The sequence below is a fragment of the Dechloromonas sp. ARDL1 genome, assembly GCF_051122455.1.
Lineage (GTDB): Bacteria > Pseudomonadota > Gammaproteobacteria > Burkholderiales > Rhodocyclaceae > Azonexus.
Genome location: NZ_CP168939.1, coordinates 989,045 through 1,007,554, shown reverse-complemented (window position 1 = coordinate 1,007,554; position 18,510 = coordinate 989,045). Strand labels below are relative to the sequence as shown.

The following is an 18,510-nucleotide window of genomic DNA, read 5'->3' as shown; positions in this document are numbered from 1 at the left end:
GACCGAACCGATGGTCAGGCGGGCGTGATTCGTCGCATCGCCATATGAACGCGGATCATGGCCGACACTTGTTGGAAAAGATCTGAACCGCGCTGGCAACTGAGCAACAAATGCAGCAAACCGCTGGTGAAAGCCCACGTATCGCGTGCCGCATCCAGCGGATCGATCCCTGGACGCAGCATCCCCCTCTCTGCCGCCTGCCGGTAAACCCGTTCGATCTTGGCGAGAAAATTCTGCGCCGGGCGACCGACTTCCTCCTCCACCGAGCTGAATTCACCAACATATTCGCAGCGCGAAATCATGATCTCGAAGACCTCGCGCACCACCGCACTATCCTCCAACACGCGGAAAAACTCGGTTATCGATGCTTCGATGGCATCCAACGGATTGTCGAAGCGCTCCGACAGTAAATAGGCATCTGTACGCTCGACCAGCGGAGCAAAGACATCCTCGCGCATGGCGAAGAACAACTCCGCCTTATCCTGAAAATGCCAATACACCGCGCCACGCGTCACCCCTGCCGCCTTGGCTATCTTTTCCAGCGTCGAACGACTGACGCCGTATTCATGGAATACCCGGCGCGCGGCATGGATGATCTCCTTGCGCGTCTGCTCCGCTTCTTCTTTTGTTTTTCTGACCACGATCTTTCTCCGCCGAACCTTTTACTATCCGTTACATCTGACAGTGCGATTCTACACACAAATTTATTTACATACATTCATGAATGTTTATAATCATCGCAGCAAAAATAATCAAGGAGAATCCGCGTGAACCCGACGGCCATTTTTCAGCGCAAATCGCTGCCTTTCATTATCTCGGCGTTGATTGGCGCCCTTGGCGCAGCAGGATGTTCCGGTGACAAGCAGGCGGGCGGACCGCCGAAACAGGGGCCGATGCCGGTCACCGTCATCGAGATGCAACCGCAGAAAGTGCCGACCAGCATCGAAATCATGGCGCAGACCGAAGGCGCCCGCGAAACCGAGGTGCGCGCCCGGGTCGGCGGCATCCTGCTCAAGCGCCTGTATCAGGAAGGCGATGCCGTGAAAGCTGGCCAGCCGCTGTTCCAGATCGACCGAGCTCCCTATGAAATCGCCCTGACCGAAGCCAAGGCCAAGGCCGAGCAGACAGCACGCGAAGCCAGCCGCCTGAAAGGCCTGGCCGAAGCCAAGGCCATCGCCCAGAAGGACTATGACGACGCCGTCTCGGCCAATGCCATGGCCCAGGCCGCGCTGCGGCAGGCCGAATTGAACCTGTCGTGGACCACCGTTACCGCCCCGGTTGCCGGCACGACCGGCCGCGCCATCAAGTCGGACGGCAACCTGATTTCGACCGCCGACAGCCTGCTCACCTCGATCTACCAGACCAATCCGATCTGGGTGCGCTTCAGCCTGGGCGAAAGCGACCTCGCCAAGTTCCCTAACGGGCGCATGACGCAAAAGGACATCAAGGGCGTCGAACTGGTCATGTCGAACGGACAGGTCTACGAAAAGCGCGGCAAGCTCAACTTCCTCGCTACCAACATCGATACCACGCTGGGCACGCAGCAATTGCGCGCCGAATTCGACAATGCCAGTGGCCAGTTGTTGCCCGGCCAGTTTGTCCGCGTCCGCATTCTGACCGGCGAGCGCGACGGTGTCTTCCTGGTGCCTCAGTCGGCGGTGCTGCAAACCGAGCAGGGCACGCTGGTCATGACCGCCGGCCCGGAGGACAAGGTCGCCCCGCGCCCGGTAAAGGCCGGCGAATGGTACGGCAAGGATTGGGTCATTCTCGGCGGCCTGAATGCCGGCGACAAGGTGATCGTGGACAACCTGATCAAGCTGCGTCCCGGTGCGCCGATCGCGCCCAAGGGCCCGAATGATGCACCGGCAGGAATGGCCGGCATGGCGGCTGGCGGCCCGGCCAAGCAGTAAGGAGTCGCCATGGCAAAATTCTTCATCAACCGGCCCATCTTCGCGTCGGTCATCTCGATCATCATCGTCATTGCCGGACTGGTCGCCTCGCGCGTATTGCCCATCGCGCAATATCCGCAGATCGCTCCGCCCACCGTGCTGATTACCGCCACCTACCCGGGTGCTTCCGCTGAAACGCTGGCCAAGACCGTCGCCGCGCCGATCGAGGAGCAGCTCAACGGCGTCGAGAACATGGTGTACTTCACCTCGTCGGCCAGCGCCAACGGCGCGGTAACCATTACCGCCACCTTCGAGGTCGGCACCAACGTCGACATGGCTGCGGTGAACGTCAACAACCGCGTCAAGGCCGCGGAGCCGCGCCTGCCTGAAGCCGTACGGCGCAACGGCGTGATCGTCCAGAAGCGCTCCAACGACATCCTGCAGGTCGTCGCGCTGAAGTCAGAGGGCGGCAAGTACAGCACGCTCTATTTATCCAACTACGCCAGCCTGAACATCGTCGATGAATTGAAGCGCGTGAAAGGCGTTGGCGACGTGACCATTTTCGGCGCGCAGGATTACTCGATGCGTGTCTGGCTGAAGCCGGATCGCATGGCACAGCTAGGACTGACCTCCAGCGAGGTTGCCGCCGCCATCACCGCCCAAAACGCCCAGAATGCGGCGGGCAAGATCGGCCAGGAGCCGGCACCGAACGACCAGCAACTGGTTTACACCGTCACGGCCAAGGGCCGCCTGTTGAGCGAGGAGGAGTTCGGCAATATCGTCATCCGTGCCAGCGGCCCGGGCGGCCTGCTACGCCTCAAGGACATCGCCCGCATCGAACTCGGCGCCTACAGCTACGACCAGCGCGTGACGCTGGATGGCCAGCCGACCATTGCCATGGGTGTTTTCCTGCAAACCGGCGCCAATGCGCTGGAGGTCGCCGACTCGGTAAAGGCCAAGATGGCCGAGTTGAAGGGCAAGTTCCCGGAAGCGATGGACTACGTCATCCCCTTTGACACCACGCGCTTCGTGTCGGCATCAATCAACGAAGTGGTGAAAACCTTGATCGAGGCCATGGTGCTGGTACTGGCCGTCGTCTTCATTTTCCTGCAAAGCTGGCGCGCCACGCTGATCCCGATGGTCGCCGTGCCGATCTCGCTGATCGGCACCTTCGCCGGCCTGTGGTTGTTCGGTTTTTCGATCAATACACTGACCCTGTTCGCCATGGTGCTAGCCATCGGTATCGTGGTGGACGACGCCATCGTCGTGCTCGAGAACGTCGAGCGCCTGATGGCCGAAGAGAAGCTGCCGCCCAAGCAGGCAGCCATCAAGGCCATGCATCAGGTGACCGGTGCGCTGATCGCCATCGTGCTGGTGCTGTGTGCGGTGTTCGTGCCGGTTGCCTTCCTCGGCGGCATCGCCGGCCAGTTGTACAAGCAGTTCGCCGTCACCGTGGCGGTGGCCGTGGTGCTCTCCGGCGTCGTCGCGCTGACGCTGACGCCCGCCCTGTGCGCGCTGCTGCTCAAGGCCCAGCATACCGAGAACAAGCTGTTTGCGCCGTTCAACCGCGCCTTCGAGCGATTGACCGACAACTACACCAAGGCCGTCGGCTTCACGCTCAAGCACGGCATCGTCGGCGCGCTGGTGTTCGCGCTGATCATCGGCGGCACAGCCCTCTTCTTCCGCGTCATCCCGGGCAGCTTCGTACCGTCCGAGGACCAGGGCTACCTGATCTCGGCACTGATGCTGCCGGACGGCGCGACGCTGAAGCGTACCGAAAAGACCGGTGAAGGCATGCGCCAGATGATCGCCAAGGACGAAGCGGTGAAGCACACCTTCATCGTCTCCGGCTTCGACCTGATCGGCGGCGGCAACAAGCCTAACGCTGGCACCATGTTCATCCCTCTCAAAGACTGGTCTGAACGGCAAGGCAAGGCACAAGACCTCGCCGGCAAGTTCATGGGCTTCGGCATGATGCAGCCGGACGGCATGGGCCTGGTCTTCAACCCGCCACCGATCATGGGCCTGGGTACTGCCGGCGGCTTCGAAGTCTACGTGCAAAACCGCGTCGATGGCGATGCGCGCAAGCTCAACGAAGTCACGCAAGCCTTCATGGCCGAGTTGCAGAAGCATCCGGAATTCACCCGCATCTCGACTTTCTTCCGCCCGACCGTACCGCAGCTGTATGTCGAGGTCGACGAGCAGAAGGCGCTGGCCCTGGGCATTCCCGTCGCCGATATTTACTCGACGCTGCAAAGCACGATGGGCGCCTTGTACGTCAACGACTTCAACAAGGCCGGCCGCGTCTATCGCGTGCAGCTGCAGGCCGTGGCCAACTACCGCATGAAGGCTGACGACATCGGCAAGGTCTATGTGCGCAGTGCGACCACCAACGCCATGATCCCGCTGTCGGCGGTGAGCAAGGTGAAGAATGTCGTCGGCCCGGAGCAGGTCGAGCGCTTCAACGGCTTCATCGCGGCCAAGGTGATGGGCGACTCGAAGCCGGGCATCAGCTCCGGCGACGCGATCAGGATCGTCGAGGAAGTGGCCAATGCCACCCTGCCCGACGGCTACAGCATCGCGTGGACCGGCCAGGCCTTCCAGGAAAAGCGCACGTCCGGCTCGTCGCTGCAGGCCTTCGGCTTCGCCATCATCATGGTCTTCCTGATTCTGGCAGCCCAGTACGAAAAGTGGTCGCTGCCCATCGCCGTCGTGATGGCCGTGCCCTTCGCCCTGATGGGGGCACTGACCGCCATCTGGCTGCGCGGCATGCCGAACGACATCTACTTCCAGATCGGCCTCGTCGTGCTCATCGGACTGGCGTCGAAAAACGCCATCCTGATCGTCGAGTTCGCTGCCCAGAAGTACGCCGAGGGCATGAGTGCGGCCCAGGCCGCCGTCGAAGCGGCCCGCCTGCGCCTGCGGCCGATCATCATGACCTCGCTCGCCTTTGTGCTCGGCGTCTTCCCGCTGGTCAAGGCGACCGGTGCCGGTGCTTCCGCCCGCCAGTCGATGGGAACCGGCGTCTTCGGCGGCATGCTCGCCGCAACATTCATCGCCACGCTATTCATACCGCTTTTCTTCAAATGGCTGGAGCGCGGCAAGCAAATCGACCCTTCGCACCTCGACAACAACGAGGAGGAAAAGGCATGAATTCCCAAATCCTCATCCGTCTCACCCCGCTTGCCCTGGCGTTTGCCCTGAGCGGCTGCGCCGTTGGCCCGGACTACCTGCGCCCGGCCTCCCTGCTGCCGGCTGTCTTCAGCGAAGCCAAGCCTGCCGAAAATGTCGCCGTCGCCAGCAACCCGGCGATCAACCCAAGCTGGTGGACGCTATTCAACGACCCCACCTTGAACGACCTGGTGGATCAAGCACTCACCGGCAATGCCAGCCTGCGCCAAGCCATCGCCCGAGTTGAACAGGCCGACGCCGTCGCCCGCGAGGCCGGTGCCTCCTTCTTCCCGCAGATCGATGGTTCGGCCGGTCTCAGCAGCTCCAAGGCCAGCACCAAGACGGCCACCTATTTCGCCACCCTGCCCCAGATACGCCACGCGCGCAGCGCGGGGTTGAGCACATCCTTCGAACTCGATGTGTGGGGCCGCATCCGACGTACCAACGAGGCGGCACAGGCCAGCATACTGGCCACCCAGTACTCCCGTGATTCGATTCGCCTGAGCGTTGCTGGCCTGGTTACCGATACCTACCTGGCCCTCCGCGCCTACGATGCCCAACTCGCCGTAACGGCCGAAACCGTCAAGACGCGCGAGGAAAGCCTCAGTCTGGTCAAGACGCGTGTCGACGCCGGCCTGGCCTCTCCGCTCGACGGCTATCAGGCGGAAGGCGCGCTGGCGACCGTCCAGGCGCAACTGGCCGAGCAACGTCGTCAGCGCACGCTGGCCGAACATCAGTTGGCTCTGCTCACGGGTAATCCAGAACTGAAAATCGCCGCCGGTAACCTGAAACAATTGCCCTTGCTACCCGAACCGCCGGCCGGCTTGCCATCGGATCTCATCGAAGGTCGCCCCGACGTGCGCCAGGCCGAACAGGAGCTGATCGCTGCCAACGCCGGCATCGGCATCGCGAAGGCAGGCTACTTCCCGAAATTCACCCTCACCGGCAGCCTGGGCAGCGAAAGCAAGGCGCTCTCCGACCTGTTCAGTGCCGGATCCAGCGCCTGGTCGCTCGGCCTGTCGGCACTGATGCCCATTCTCGACTTCGGCCGCACCTCGGCCCGGGTCGACCAGGCCAAGGCACTCAACCAGCAATCGCTGGTTGCCTGGCAAAACAGCCTGCAGACCGCCTACAAGGAAGTTCGCGATGCACTGGTCAGCCTGCGCGAATACGGCGATGAGGAGAAGGCGCAAGGCATCCGCGTCGACCGCGCCGAAAAGGCAATGGCGCTCTCCCGCCTGCGCTACGAAGCGGGCCATGCCGGCTATCTGGAAGTGCTTGATGCCCAACGCACCCTGAACGAGGCGCAGTTGTCAGCAATCAGCGTTCGACAGGCCCGCCTGAGTACCTCGGTCGATTTGTTCAAGGCATTGGGCGGCGGCTGGAAAACCGACAGCCAGAGCTGATCCCATATCGGGCAATACGGGCTGCGAGTTGCGCAGCCTGTCCATGAAAAATGGCCGTTTCGACGGCCATTTTTCATTGCTTTATCGGCGACCGACGAGCCGGTGAGAAGTCCTACTTTTCAGGCTTGTCCGCCTGAAAACCGGTGAACATGTTACGCGTCTGGCTCTGCAGTTGATCCTGCATCGACTGGAACATTTTCTTGGACTGGTCCATGTAGGCCGTCATCATGCTTTGCATGGCCGGCTGCTGGAAATTCAGGAACTGGTTCCAGAAATCGGTCTGCAGATGAGTGCTGTCGCCCGCCCCATAAATGGTGCGCGACTGATCCTGTAGCTTCTGCTGAAAATCAACGAAAGTCTTCATGTTGTTCTCCAGATACTTGCCCAACATGCCCTGCATGGTGCTGCCGTAGAAGCGGATAAAACCGGAAAGCAGTTCGCTGGAGAACATCGGCACGCCGCCCGTTTCCTCTTCGAGAATGATCTGGAGCAGGATGCTGCGCGTCAGGTCATCGCCGGTTTTGGCATCGACCACCTTGAAAACCTCGAACTTGAGGACCAGGTCCTTGACGTCGCCCAGCGTGATGTACGCACTCGTCTTGGTATCGTAAAGACGACGGTTGGGGTATTTCTTGATCAGGCGTACCGGTTCCGACATGCTGCGATCCTCAAAACGATTGTTTGTGTGCAGCGCAACATTATAGTGCAAAAAATAGGCGCCCGGAGGCGCCTATTGACTGTTGCGATGCAAAATTTCAGCAAGATTTCATGCCGAAATAGACATCGAATTACTGGTAATACAGGCCGCCGTTGATGTTGATGGTGGCGCCGGTGGTGAAGCCGGACAGGTCGTTCGACAGGTAGGCACAGGCATAGCCGATTTCTTCCGGCTTGGCCAGGCGCTTCATCGGGACGGAGTCGACGATGGTCTGCAGAACTTCCGGCTTGATCGCCATGACCATCTTGGTAGCCACGTAGCCCGGGGCGATGGCGTTGACGGTCACACCCTTGGCGGCCAGTTCGGCGGCCAGTGCCTTGGTGAAACCGATCACGCCAGCCTTGGCGGCAGAGTAGTTGGTCTGGCCAGCCTGACCCTTGACACCGTTGACGGAAGAGATGTTAACGATGCGGCCCCAGCCACGCTCGGCCATCTTGGCGGAGACTTGCTTGGTCATGTTGAACAGCGAGGTCAGGTTGGTGGCGATAACGGCATCCCAGCCATCCTTTTCCATCTTGGCGAACATGCGGTCGCGGGTGATGCCGGCGTTGTTGATCAGGATATCGACCTGACCACAGGCGGCTTCAGCCTCGGCAACCATGCGCTGGCAATCTTCCAGCACGGAGACATCACCGGCGACACAGACGAAATCCTTGAAGCCGGCAGCAGCCATATCGGCCAGCCATGCATCCTTGTTGTCGAACTGCGGATGATAGGAGGCGACAACCTTGTGGCCGGCCTTGGCCAGTTCTTGACAGATAGCGGTTCCGAGACCACCCATGGCACCGGTAACGAGAGCAACGCGTTGCGTCATATTTCTTCCTTCCTTATTTAGATAGAGCGGGGTAAAAATTACGCCGGTCAGAACATGTGCTGACCACCGTTGATGGAAATGTTGGCACCAGTCACGAACGCCGCTTCGTCCGAAGCGAGATAAGCCACCAGGCCGGCGATTTCTTCCGGTTTGCCCAGGCGATTGACCGGGATCTGCGGCAGAATTTTGGAATCGAGGATTTCCTGCGGAATGGCGGTGACCATCTTGGTACCGATATAACCCGGGGAAATGGTATTGACGGTCACACCTTGCTTGGCGACCTCCAGGGCCAGCGCCTTGGTGAAGCCATGCATGCCGGCCTTGGCTGCAGAATAGTTGGTCTGGCCGAAAGCGCCCTTCTGGCCATTAACCGAGGAGACGTTGACCACCCGCCCCCACTTGCGCTCGACCATGCCGTCCATGACCTGCTTGGTCATGTTGAAGACGGAATCGAGGTTAGTGCTCATGACTGCGTCCCAGTCAGCCTTGGTCATTTTCTTGAAGGTCATGTCGCGGGTGATGCCGGCGTTGTTGACCAGAACGTCAACCGGACCGACCTCCCGGGTCACCGTATCGACACAGGCCTTGGCCGATTCGAAATCAGTCACATCACATGGATAGGCCTTGAAGCCGTAACCCATGTTGTTCATACCCTTGAGCCAACCATCCACCTTGGCATTGCCCGGCGAATACGTCGTCACAACCTTGTAGCCCAGCGCCGCCATCTTGATGCAGATGGCCTCGCCCAGTCCGCCCATACCGCCAGTAATCAGTGCAACTCGGGACATTTTCATCTCCTCAGGAAGTTCTTATACCGCGCGTTCCTTGACATAACGTCCGGGTGCCGGCTCGATGGCCTTGTACTTGGTATTCCCCGGTTTGCGCGGTGCCCGCTGTTCTCCCGACAACGGCTTCAGCCAGCCAGCCCAGTCGGCCCACCAGCTTCCCTTCTTCTCCTCCGACGCCGCCAGCCAGCCATCGGCCTCGACGGTCAGATCGTCGTTAACCCAATAGCTGCGCTTGTTCTTGCTGACCGGATTGATCACTCCAGCAATATGGCCGGAGGCGCCCAGCACGAAACGAATCTTGCCGCTCAGCAGGCGCGTGCTCTGGTAGGCCGATTGCCAAGGCACGATATGGTCCTCGCGGGTAGCCAGCAGGTAGACCGGCATGTCAAGCTTGCCCAAATCGACCCGCTCGCCGCACATGGTCAGCTTGCCCGGCACGCGCAGGTTGTTTTCGAGATACATGTTGCGCATGTACCAGGCAGCAAACGGCCCCGGCAGGTTGGTCGAATCGGAATTCCAGTAAAGCAGGTCAAAAGCTTGCGGCTTCTGCCCTTTCAGGTAATTGCCCGTGACGTAATTCCAGACCAGGTCGTTGGCGCGCAGGAAGGAGAAGGTATTCTGCAGGTCACGCGCTGGCAACAACCCACCCTTGCCGATTGTCGATTCGCGCGCCGTTACGCCCTGTTCATCGATGAACAGGCCGATTTCGCCGGTATCGGAGAAATCGAGCAGCGTGGTCAGCAAGGTCAGCGAAGCGACCGGACTCTCGCCACGTGCCTTGAGCACGGCCAGCGCCGAGGTCAGGATGGTACCGCCGACGCAGAAACCGAGGGCGTTGACCTGCTTGACCTTGGTGATTTCCTGCGCCACGCGCAATGCCGTGATCGGGCCGTGTTCGAGATAATCGTCCCAGCCGAGATGCCCTAGTTCCTCCTGCGGATTGCGCCAGGAAACGAGGAATACCGTGTTGCCCTGCTCGACCGCATAGCGGATCAGCGAATTGTCCGGCTGCAGGTCCATGATGTAGAACTTGTTGATGCACGGCGGCACCATGACCAGCGGCCGGGTTCCAACCTTGGGCGTCAGGGGCGCGTACTGGATCAGTTGCATGAGATCGTTTTCGAAAACGACCGCACCTTCCGTCGTCGCAATGTTTCGACCGACCTCGAACATCGATTCGTCGGTCATCGAGATACGGCCCTTCTCGAAATCCTTGATCAGATTATTAATGCCGTCGGTGATGCTCTGCCCCTGGGTCTCAACCGCCAACTTGATGAACTCGGGATTGGTCGCAGCGAAGTTCGATGGTGCCATGGCATCGGCCATCTGGCGCGCGAGGAAGCGCATGCGCTCCTTGGCCTTCTCGTCCTGAGCCGGAATCACCTCGACCATCTGTTTCAGGTATTGGGTATTGAGCAGATAAGCCTGATGCAGGTAATCGTAGATCGGGCTTTCCTTCCACTCCGGCGCTGAAAACCGCCGATCGCCCGGCTCCGGAGCCACCTTGAAGGCAGGCTCCTGGCCCTGTTGCTTGGCGAGTACGGATTGCCACAACGACATCTGCTGATCCATGAACTGCTTCTGCAGCGCGGTCAGCGCCTGCGGGTCGGCGACCGGCGGTGGCATGGCTGCTGACTGGCCGCCCGACTTGCCAAGATAATCCATGAACTGCTGCATCATGTTCTGGCCTGCCTGCATGAACTGCGCGGCAGAACCCATGAAAGCGTCGTTGTTGTTCGATCCCTGCGCCATGGGAAATCTCGTATCTGTAGTTTCGGGGCTGGAGCCTTTGGATTCTCCATACCCGCTTCCGCGCTGTCAATGCATTTGGATGCATAATTCTGGCGTCGTGGACACCCCCGCGCCGTACATTGTTGCAACCAGCCGGACTCTTGAAATGTTTTACTCGCCTAGCCGCGACACCATGCCATGTCGCTCGTACTGATCATCGTCATCGGGTGGCTTTACGTCACCGTTCTGGTTGCCGCCAACGAGCCAACCATCATTTCCGGAATCATCTCGTTCCTGTTTTATGGTGCCCTGCCCTGCGGCCTCCTGCTCTACTTTGCCGGGTCGCGGGTGCGCCGTGAACGCCAGCGCTTCAAGGAGATGATGGCGGAAAAGAACCGCCGCGATACGGGTGCTTAGGGCGATCCGGTTGCCTGCAGTGCCTGGTGGCGACTATTCGCCGACCAGAGCCCTGACCAGCGCGATGGAGGCGATGCCCGAGCCGATCAGCAGCACCTGCTGCAGGGTGGCCTTCAATTCCGTGCGTTTGTGCAGCCCCGGTATCAGGTCGGCGACCGCGACATAAATCATGCTGGCTGCAGCCAGGCCGAGCAGGGTCGGAATCCATTCAGTCAGTTCAGAAAGGGCGAAATAGGCCAGCATCGCCCCGACCAGTGTCGCCAGACTTGACAACAGGTTGAAGGCTAGCGCTTTGAGCCTGCTGTAGCCGGAATGCAGCAAAATCAGGTAATCGCCAACCTCCTGTGGAATCTCGTGGGCGATGATGGCAAGCGCGGTGACAATCCCGAGTTCGGTGTTTTCCAGGAAAGCCGCAGCGATGAGGATGCCGTCCACGAAATTGTGGAAAGTGTCGCCGACGAGGATCAGCAGCCCGGAACGCCCGTGGTCGTGCGCCGGGGCGTGGGCTTCATGGGCCTCGCAGTGGTCGTGGTGGCAATGCCGCCAGAGCACCAGTTTTTCAAGGACGAAAAACACCATGATACCGAACAGGACGGTGGCCGCCATCTTGTGCGGGTCGCCGTGCTCCAGCGCATGCGGCAGGATTTCCAGGAATGCCGCGCCCAGCAGGGCGCCGATGGCGTACGAGATCAGGATATTGACCCGATGAGCCCCAACCGAGAGGCTCAGTGCCGCTGCGGCAGCAACGCTCAAGGCACCGCCGGCCAGCGATACGGCAATGATCCAGGATAATGTGCTCACAAATGTCGGCCTGATGGAAAGCGGCGGATTATACGCCGTCGGCAGCCAGCCAGATCAGCGTCGCCATGCGACCAGTCACCCCTTCGCGACGGAAGGAGAAATAGTGCTCGCGGTCGCTGACCGTACACAACCCGCCACCGTGAATCGACGTCAGGCCGACTGCACGCAGTCGACGCCTTGCCAACAAATAGATGTCGGCCAGCCACTTGCCCGGTGACACTGACGCAAACGCCTCCACCGCCTCGGGGTCGCTGGCGACGAACGCCGCCCGCACCTCTTCGCCAACCTCGAAACGGGAAGGTCCGATCGCCGGGCCCAACCAGGCCATCAACTCGCCCGACGCTTCGGCCATGGCGGCAACGGTCGCCTCGAGCACGCCGGCCTGAAGACCGCGCCAGCCGGCATGCGCTGCCGCCACGACCGTCCCGGCTCGGTTGCAGAACAGCACGGGCAGACAATCGGCGGTCATGACGACGCAGACGGCCCCGGGCTGCCGGGTATACGCCGCATCCGCCTCGACGGCATCGGAACCGCGCTGGGCGGCATCGACCACCCGCGTGCCATGTACCTGCTTTAGCCAGGTCGGCTCGTTCGGCAAGCTGCTACGCAGGCGCGCACGGTTTGCCCGCACGCAGGCCGTGTCGTCGCCGACGTGATCGCCAAGATTCAGGCTATCCCACGGCACCGCGCTGCATCCGCCAAGCCGTGTCGTCTGCAGGGCGCGCACCGTGGCCGGGGCCGGCCAGTCAGGAACCAGCAACTCACCCATAACGCAGGGTATCGAGCAGGTTGCGCATGTCCTCGGGCATCGGCACCTCCCATTGCATCTTGAGACCGGTCAACGGATGGACGAGACCGAGCCGCGTGGCGTGCAACGCCTGGCGCGGAAATTCGGGTAGTTTGGGATTGTTCTTGCCATAAACCGGATCGCCGACCAAGGGATGGTTGATTGACGCGAGGTGGACGCGAATCTGGTGAGTCCGGCCGGTTTCCAGCGAACACTCGACGAAAGTGCAATAGGGGAAGGAATCGAGCACGCGATACCAGGTCAAGGCCGGCTTGCCGCCCCGGTTCTCGGGCACCACCGCCATCTTGATGCGCTGCGTGGGATGCCGCCCGATGGGCGAATCGACGCCCCCGTCCTTCTTGATCACACCGGCCGCGAAAGCCAGGTAGATCCGTTTCACCGTCCTTGCCTGCAACTGACGCACCAGGTCGGTCTGTGCCTCCAGTGTCTTGGCGACCACCATCAGGCCACTGGTATCCTTATCCAGCCGGTGGACGATACCGGCACGGGGAATCTGGTCGATGCCCGGCACATGGTGCAGCAAGGCGTTCATCAGCGTTCCACTCCAGTTGCCGCTGCCGGGATGGACGACCAGGCCGGCCGGCTTGTTGATCACCAGCAGCGTCTCATCCTCGAAAACGATGTCGAGCGGTATATCTTCGGGCTGATCGATCTGGTTGCGCGCCTCCTCCGGTTCTTCAACAAGCAGCACCTGGCCGCCCAGCAGTTTCCGCTTGGGTTCGGTTTCCAGTTTTCCATCGACCGACACGCAACCATCCTTGACCCAGCCCTGCAGACGATTGCGTGAGTGCTGGGGCAGCAGGTCGGCCAGCACCTGATCGAGGCGACGGCCGGTGGATGCTTCGGGAACGGTCAGGCGGAGCGGTTCAGTTCGGCTATAATCGCCGGAATCTTCAATAGGATCATTCATAGATGCGAAGTTTACCCGCATTCACGTCTTTCCCCGCCCTCATCCGCACATTGCTGGCACTATTTGTGGCAGCCCTTGTTGCGGCTTGCGGCACCTCGGAAAAATACGACGAGACCAGCGGCTGGTCTGCCGGCAAGCTCTACTCCGAGGCAAAAGATGCTCAAGGCGAAGGCGCCTGGGACAAATCGGCCAAGTATCTTGAAAAGCTGGAAGCCCGTTTTCCGTACGGCCGCTACGCCCAGCAGGCCCAGCTTGAACTCGGCTACGTGTACTGGAAGGCGAGCGAACCCGGTTCTGCCCTTGCCGCCTGCGACCGCTTCATCAAACTACACCCCAGCCACCCGGCCGTCGACTACGTCTATTACCTGAAGGGCTTGATCAACTTCAACGAAGACCTCGGCCTGACTGCCTACGTCAGTTCGCAGGATCCAACCGAGCGCGACCCGAAAGCCGCCCGCCAATCCTTCGAAGCATTCAAGGAACTGGTTACCCGCTTCCCGAACAGCAAATACACGCCAGATGCGACCTTGCGCATGAACTACCTGGTCAACGCCATGGCGTCGCTGGAAGTCCACGTGGCGCGCTATTACGTCAAGCGAGGTGCCTACATCGCCGCAGCCAATCGCGCCCAGTACGCCATCAAGACCTATCCGCAGGCCCCGGCAATCGAGGAAGCGATGTTCATCATGGTTACCGCCTATGACAAGATGGGCATGACGGATTTGCGCGACGACGCGGATCGCGTAATGAAAAAGAACTTCCCGAACAGCCGTTTCTACAAGGATGGGCTGGAACGCAAGACCGCCTGGTGGAAGCTCTGGTAAGTCTTTGGATCTGATTCACGTAAAAATGCCCGCACGACGCGGGCATTTTTACGCTCTCGACATGACGCTACAGCCCCCAGCCTTTCGGCAAAGGGACATCGTCACCCACGGCTAGCTGCCCTGCTTGATCGCCAGGATCGCCTGATTGCGCAAGGTACGCAGCAATTGCAGTTCCTTTTCCGGAATCGCGATACCGCCCGGCTCATCACGATCGGCATAGATCAACGCCACCGGGTTATTCTTGATGTTCAGCGGGAACAACACGAAGGAATGGGCAGGCACCGCCTTGCGATACCAGTCGGGAATCCGGTTGGCGATCTTCGGATCGTCGATGTCGCTGATCAGGATATCAACGCCCTTCGATGTCGCAGCGTGAAAGATGTCCGGGGTGAAGCTCAGCGTAAAACGGAAAGCGCGAGCCACCTCGTTGGCATCAGGGCCAAAACCGAAACGTCCCTGCATGACGCCGGCCTTGGCGTCGCGAATACACAGTACGACACGCCGAAAGCCCATCGCCCGGTACATCGTCTCGAGAATGATGCGCAGGATATCGTTGAGCTGGAAACCGTCGATCAGGGTGTTGCTGATATCCTGGATTCCCGCCGTCAGGACGGCCTGGGCATCAACCTGCGCCCCACCCTTGCCACCCTCGCCAGCGGCCAGAGGATCGGGCTCCAGCAGTACGGTACTCCCCGCGTAGTCCGTATCGCTTCCGACATTCACCGCACGCGAGTCGGCCGCCGCCCCCTTGGCAAAAAGACGCATCTGCTTGCCGAATGTCGTTTGCTGCAGGTTGAGTTGCACGACACGGGCAAAATCAGCCACCTCCTCGACGGCGCGCTGAACCGTGCGCAGTATTTCCGTCTGATCCAGGGCGACGGCCTCGGCAAAGCGCGACAGGGTTCGCTTCAACTCCCGGTCGCGTGCCTCGGGTGTCGTCTGGGCAATGACATCGCACAATTCGTTGGCGAATCCGGAGAGGACGCGCAATCGATCTTCCTGCTGCGTCGAATTGCGGACCGGACCGGCCGGCAAGCGACGCATGGTACTGACGATCAGCGGGGGGAACCCCCACTGCCGCGCGATGGCGACACCCAGTTCCTCGAACGAAATACCGAGCACCTGACGGGCTGCAGCCTCTTCTGCACAGGTCTTTTGCGCGATAACCCGACGAATTTCGTCGGATTCCTCAGGAAAATAGTATTGCGACAGCAAGCGACCCAAACTGTGGAAAAGCGAGCAGATGAACGACTGCTCGAGATCGCGCATCTGCGCTGCGGCACCGATGTCCTTGGCCAGCACGCCGGCCAGGTTGGCACGCAGGAAGTCCTCTTTCAACTGGTTGGCATTACCCTTGTTCTGGAGGTGTTCGAACAGCAGTACGGTGATCGCGATATTGCGGACGGCCTCGAAGCCGAGCACCACCACCGCCCGCGATACGGTACTGATGCTCCCGCCCCCGGCCGGCCTGAAGTAGGCCGAATTCACCAGGCGCAGCAGCTTGTTGGTCAGTGCAAAATCCTTGAGGATGGTATTCGACAGCTTGTCGATGCTCTCGGTTTCGCTGTTGGCGATCCGGTTGATGGCGCTGACCGACTCGGAGAGCGCAGGGAAGTCGCTCTTGTGGCGCATCCGGCGCAGCAGGAAATCGATGGTCGATTGCCGGCTGCCCGTGGCCGGCTGCTCGTCTTCCGGATCGAGATAGTCATCGAGCGCCTTGGCAAACTGGGCGGCGGTCTGGAAGCGCAGCGCCGGGTCGCGCGCCACCGCCTTCAACAAGATGGGACGCAAGCGGTCATCAACGCCCGTTCCCTCCGGCAGCGTCAGATCGACGCCCGTAATCTGCTTCAGCACCGCCTGCAGGCTGTCGCCGGCGAAGGCACGCCGGCCGACCAGCATCTCGAACAGAATCGCACCCGCCGAAAAAACGTCGGAACGCGCGCTGATCTCGCGATTCAGGATGTACTCGGGGGCCATGTACGCGGGTGTCCCGATAATCTGCCCATCCGCCTCGTCCGCCGCATCGATGCGTGCGGCGATACCGAAATCCATGACCCGGGGTGTCCCGTCGTCGTCGAGCAGGATGTTCGACGGTTTCAGGTCGCGGTGGATGATCCCCTGCGCATGGGCGTGGGACACCGCATCCAAGATAGGGCGCAGGATGCTGACCGCCTTGACCGGCGGCAAGGCCCCGCTCTGCCCCAGGAACTCCGCGAGGTTCTTGCCCGGCACGTATTCGAATACGAGATAGAGATCGCCCCCCTCCTCGCCCGCCTCGAAAATCGGCACGATGCCGGGGTGGCGCATGCGTCCAACGGCACGCGCCTCGGCAAGCAGGGTCTGATTGTGAACCGGATCGGGCCGAGCGAAATGCAGGGTCTTGATGGCTATTTCGCGTTGCAACTGGGGGTCGAATCCCAGATAGACGACGCTCTGCGCACCGCGCCCCAATTCGCCCCTGACTTCAAAACGCCCGATCTTTCGACTCATTATTCGATTTCTTCAATCCAGATCAGATGCGGCACGCCGTCGAGCCCCCCGCCGATGACTGCATTCTGCCCGTAATCTCCTGCCAATGCACAAGCATCTTCCACGCTCAGGTCAGGCACGAAGCAACTCTCCTCCTGTGGCGCATCGGGAACATCCGGCAGATTCTGCGCGGCATAAGGCTCATAGTTCCCCTCCAGCAAATCACACTCGAGCGCAGCCTGGCGCTCGGCGTTGATCGCCTCGTCGGTGGTCACGGAACCCGGGTTGTAGGCGGATATCACCGCAAATTGCTTACAACCAGCGGTCTCGAGCCAGCAACGCAACGCCTCGCAGGCCTCGCCGACCCGCAGGTCGCAAATTCCGCCGGGCAGAAACACCCGGTAGGTCGTTGCCTTGTAGGCCGCTTCAAGCTCACTCGTCTTCGCCATCGAAATCCGCCACCCCGATCAGTTGTTCTGTATCCGCCACCGGCAGCGCCTCGACTTCCTTCAGCTTGCGCGACAGTTGCCGCGTTCGCGTTTCCGCCTTGGCGATACTGTTGCTGGCTTCGTCCAATTTCTTCTTGGTATGTGCCAGCGCCTCGCCGAACTTGCCGAACTCGGTCTTGACCGCCCCCAGTACGGCCCAGACCTCGGCCGACCGCTGCTCGATAGCCAGCGTCCGGAAGCCCATCTGCAGACTGTTCAACATCGCCGCCAGCGTGGTCGGACCGGCCAGGCTGACGCGCTGGTCGCGCTGCAGCGCCTCGGCCAGCCCGGGACGCCGCAGCGCCTCGGCGTAGAGACCTTCGATAGGCAAGTAAAGAATGGCGAAATCGGTGGTGTGCGGCGGCGACACGTATTTTTCGCGAATGCTTTTAGCCTCGTTGCGCAGGCGCACCTCGATAGCCTTCGAGGCCTCCTCGATGGCCGCCGGATCCTGGGCGTCGACCAGGCGCTGGTAATCCTCGATCGGGAACTTGGCATCGATCGGCAGCCAGACGACCGCACCGTCATCCTTGCCGGGAAGGCGAATCGCGAAATCGACGCGCTCGCCGCTGCCCGGCCGGGTCGCCACATTGGCGGCAAACTGCTCGCCGGTCAGCAACTGCTCGAGCAGGGCCGACAACTGCACTTCGCCCCACATGCCGCGCGTCTTGACGTTGGTCAGCACCCGCTTGAGATCGCCGACGCCGGCTGCCAGCGTTTGCATTTCACCCAGGCCGCGATGCACCTGCTCGAGCCGGTCGCTGACCAGCTTGAACGATTCGCCAAGGCGCTGCTCCAGCGTGGCGTGCAACTTTTCATCCACGGTCCGGCGCATTTCTTCCAGTTTATTGGCATTGTCCGCCTGCATCGCCGTCAGGCGGCCTTCGACCGTCAGCTTCAGGCGCTCGAAACGCTCGTCGAGCCCCAGCGAGAAACGATTCAACTCACGCGCAAAGGCTTCCAGGCGTTCCGCCTGCATGGCACCAAACTGCCCAACCTGCGTTGTCACGGACTGGCTAAGCAGGTTCGAGGACTGGGCGCGCTCCTCGCGGTCGCGAAAAGCCTCCTCGGCATCCTCCCGTCGGCCGCGTGCCAATTCCTCGCGCAGCTCCCGCTCCAGGCGCGCCAGCCCTTTTTCCTGTGCCTCCAGTTGGGCGCGAAAACGCGCCTCGTCCTCCTGCCGGCGATCACCGCGCAGCCACGCGGCGACCTGCAGCAGGATGATCACCACCACGCCAGCCAGTACGGCCAGCCCCATCGCTTCACTCATCAACAA

At 61.0% G+C, this 18,510-nt stretch carries 16 protein-coding genes; 5 read left to right on the top strand and 11 right to left on the bottom strand.

Going from position 1 to position 18,510, the window contains the following annotated elements; all coding sequences use genetic code 11:
- Positions 1-14: 14 nt before the first annotated feature.
- Positions 15-641, bottom strand: a complete 627-nt coding sequence (locus tag AB6Q56_RS04965; protein ID WP_434516015.1) for a TetR family transcriptional regulator — start codon at positions 639-641, stop codon at positions 15-17.
- A 126-nt stretch (positions 642-767) separates the two neighbouring features.
- Between AB6Q56_RS04965 and AB6Q56_RS04960 the strand changes: the two genes are divergently transcribed.
- The 3 genes from AB6Q56_RS04960 to AB6Q56_RS04950 are packed head-to-tail and all read left to right on the top strand — an operon-like array spanning position 768 to position 6,466.
- A complete protein-coding gene (locus tag AB6Q56_RS04960) occupies positions 768-1,910 on the top strand; it encodes an efflux RND transporter periplasmic adaptor subunit (protein ID WP_434516014.1) in 1,143 nt (380 codons plus the stop codon).
- Positions 1,911-1,919: 9 nt separating this feature from the next.
- Positions 1,920-5,042, top strand: coding sequence for an efflux RND transporter permease subunit (locus AB6Q56_RS04955; RefSeq protein WP_434516013.1), 3,123 nt, complete (start codon positions 1,920-1,922; stop codon positions 5,040-5,042).
- A complete protein-coding gene (locus AB6Q56_RS04950) occupies positions 5,039-6,466 on the top strand; it encodes an efflux transporter outer membrane subunit (protein ID WP_434516012.1) in 1,428 nt (475 codons plus the stop codon). The genes AB6Q56_RS04955 and AB6Q56_RS04950 overlap by 4 nt, the downstream gene beginning before the upstream one ends.
- 112 nt (positions 6,467-6,578) lie before the next feature.
- Here AB6Q56_RS04950 and phaR read toward each other — a convergent pair whose 3' ends face one another.
- The 4 genes from phaR to phaC all read right to left on the bottom strand — a co-directional run bounded on the left by phaR (position 6,579) and on the right by phaC (position 10,538).
- Complete coding sequence (gene phaR / locus AB6Q56_RS04945; RefSeq protein WP_150430230.1) at positions 6,579-7,124, bottom strand: polyhydroxyalkanoate synthesis repressor PhaR; 546 nt, start codon at positions 7,122-7,124, stop codon at positions 6,579-6,581.
- A gap of 130 nt (positions 7,125-7,254) precedes the next feature.
- Positions 7,255-7,998 carry an acetoacetyl-CoA reductase gene (gene phbB / locus AB6Q56_RS04940; protein WP_434516011.1) on the bottom strand — a complete coding sequence of 248 codons (744 nt, stop codon included), beginning with the start codon at positions 7,996-7,998 and terminating at the stop codon, positions 7,255-7,257.
- A gap of 47 nt (positions 7,999-8,045) precedes the next feature.
- Positions 8,046-8,786: an acetoacetyl-CoA reductase gene (gene phbB / locus AB6Q56_RS04935; RefSeq protein ID WP_434516010.1), complete on the bottom strand. Its 741-nt coding sequence runs from the start codon at positions 8,784-8,786 to the stop codon at positions 8,046-8,048.
- 21 nt (positions 8,787-8,807) lie between these two features.
- The gene (phaC, locus tag AB6Q56_RS04930) at positions 8,808-10,538 is read right to left on the bottom strand and encodes a class I poly(R)-hydroxyalkanoic acid synthase (RefSeq protein ID WP_434516009.1); all 1,731 of its coding nucleotides are present in this window, start codon (positions 10,536-10,538) and stop codon (positions 8,808-8,810) included.
- Positions 10,539-10,715: 177 nt separating this feature from the next.
- Between phaC and AB6Q56_RS04925 the strand changes: the two genes are divergently transcribed.
- Positions 10,716-10,934: a hypothetical protein gene (locus AB6Q56_RS04925; RefSeq protein ID WP_434516008.1), complete on the top strand. Its 219-nt coding sequence runs from the start codon at positions 10,716-10,718 to the stop codon at positions 10,932-10,934.
- A 33-nt stretch (positions 10,935-10,967) separates the two neighbouring features.
- Here the strand turns inward: AB6Q56_RS04925 and AB6Q56_RS04920 are convergent, their stop codons facing one another.
- From AB6Q56_RS04920 to rluD, 3 genes are read right to left on the bottom strand one after another with little or no spacing between them, the layout of a single operon-like run.
- Entirely contained in the window at positions 10,968-11,735 is a 768-nt protein-coding gene (locus AB6Q56_RS04920) for a ZIP family metal transporter (protein WP_434516007.1), read from the bottom strand.
- Positions 11,736-11,763: 28 nt separating this feature from the next.
- Complete coding sequence (gene pgeF / locus AB6Q56_RS04915) at positions 11,764-12,504, bottom strand: peptidoglycan editing factor PgeF (protein ID WP_434516006.1); 741 nt, start codon at positions 12,502-12,504, stop codon at positions 11,764-11,766.
- Positions 12,497-13,453: a 23S rRNA pseudouridine(1911/1915/1917) synthase RluD gene (gene rluD, locus AB6Q56_RS04910; RefSeq protein WP_434516005.1), complete on the bottom strand. Its 957-nt coding sequence runs from the start codon at positions 13,451-13,453 to the stop codon at positions 12,497-12,499. Before rluD ends, pgeF begins: the two co-directional genes overlap by 8 nt.
- A 65-nt stretch (positions 13,454-13,518) precedes the next feature.
- On the opposite strand from rluD, the gene AB6Q56_RS04905 reads away from it, so the two are divergent.
- Positions 13,519-14,277 carry an outer membrane protein assembly factor BamD gene (locus AB6Q56_RS04905; RefSeq protein WP_434516004.1) on the top strand — a complete coding sequence of 253 codons (759 nt, stop codon included), beginning with the start codon at positions 13,519-13,521 and terminating at the stop codon, positions 14,275-14,277.
- Between the two features lie 111 nt (positions 14,278-14,388).
- Here AB6Q56_RS04905 and AB6Q56_RS04900 read toward each other — a convergent pair whose 3' ends face one another.
- Genes AB6Q56_RS04900 through rmuC form a run of 3 tightly spaced genes read right to left on the bottom strand, consistent with a single transcriptional unit; the run spans position 14,389 to position 18,504 of the window.
- Positions 14,389-16,767: a protein kinase domain-containing protein gene (locus AB6Q56_RS04900; RefSeq protein WP_434516003.1), complete on the bottom strand. Its 2,379-nt coding sequence runs from the start codon at positions 16,765-16,767 to the stop codon at positions 14,389-14,391.
- Positions 16,767-17,195 (bottom strand): DUF3293 domain-containing protein, encoded by a 429-nt coding sequence (locus AB6Q56_RS04895; RefSeq protein ID WP_434516002.1) that lies wholly within the window; start codon positions 17,193-17,195, stop codon positions 16,767-16,769. The genes AB6Q56_RS04900 and AB6Q56_RS04895 overlap by 1 nt, the downstream gene beginning before the upstream one ends.
- Complete coding sequence (gene rmuC / locus AB6Q56_RS04890) at positions 17,179-18,504, bottom strand: DNA recombination protein RmuC (RefSeq protein WP_434516001.1); 1,326 nt, start codon at positions 18,502-18,504, stop codon at positions 17,179-17,181. Before rmuC ends, AB6Q56_RS04895 begins: the two co-directional genes overlap by 17 nt.
- Positions 18,505-18,510: the final 6 nt, after the last annotated feature.

Bases quoted from the DNA above. Each gene is read 5' to 3' on its own strand.
- AB6Q56_RS04955 (WP_434516013.1), top strand. From the start codon at position 1,920: ATGGCAAAATTCTTCATCAACCGGCCCATCTTCGCGTCGGTCATCTCG.
- AB6Q56_RS04950 (WP_434516012.1), top strand. From the start codon at position 5,039: ATGAATTCCCAAATCCTCATCCGTCTCACCCCGCTTGCCCTGGCGTTT.
- phaR (WP_150430230.1), bottom strand. From the start codon at position 7,124: ATGTCGGAACCGGTACGCCTGATCAAGAAATACCCCAACCGTCGTCTT.
- phbB (WP_434516011.1), bottom strand. From the start codon at position 7,998: ATGACGCAACGCGTTGCTCTCGTTACCGGTGCCATGGGTGGTCTCGGA.
- phbB (WP_434516010.1), bottom strand. From the start codon at position 8,786: ATGTCCCGAGTTGCACTGATTACTGGCGGTATGGGCGGACTGGGCGAG.
- phaC (WP_434516009.1), bottom strand. From the start codon at position 10,538: ATGGCGCAGGGATCGAACAACAACGACGCTTTCATGGGTTCTGCCGCG.
- AB6Q56_RS04925 (WP_434516008.1), top strand. From the start codon at position 10,716: ATGTCGCTCGTACTGATCATCGTCATCGGGTGGCTTTACGTCACCGTT.
- pgeF (WP_434516006.1), bottom strand. From the start codon at position 12,504: ATGGGTGAGTTGCTGGTTCCTGACTGGCCGGCCCCGGCCACGGTGCGC.
- rluD (WP_434516005.1), bottom strand. From the start codon at position 13,453: ATGAATGATCCTATTGAAGATTCCGGCGATTATAGCCGAACTGAACCG.
- AB6Q56_RS04900 (WP_434516003.1), bottom strand. From the start codon at position 16,767: ATGAGTCGAAAGATCGGGCGTTTTGAAGTCAGGGGCGAATTGGGGCGC.
- AB6Q56_RS04895 (WP_434516002.1), bottom strand. From the start codon at position 17,195: ATGGCGAAGACGAGTGAGCTTGAAGCGGCCTACAAGGCAACGACCTAC.
- rmuC (WP_434516001.1), bottom strand. From the start codon at position 18,504: ATGAGTGAAGCGATGGGGCTGGCCGTACTGGCTGGCGTGGTGGTGATC.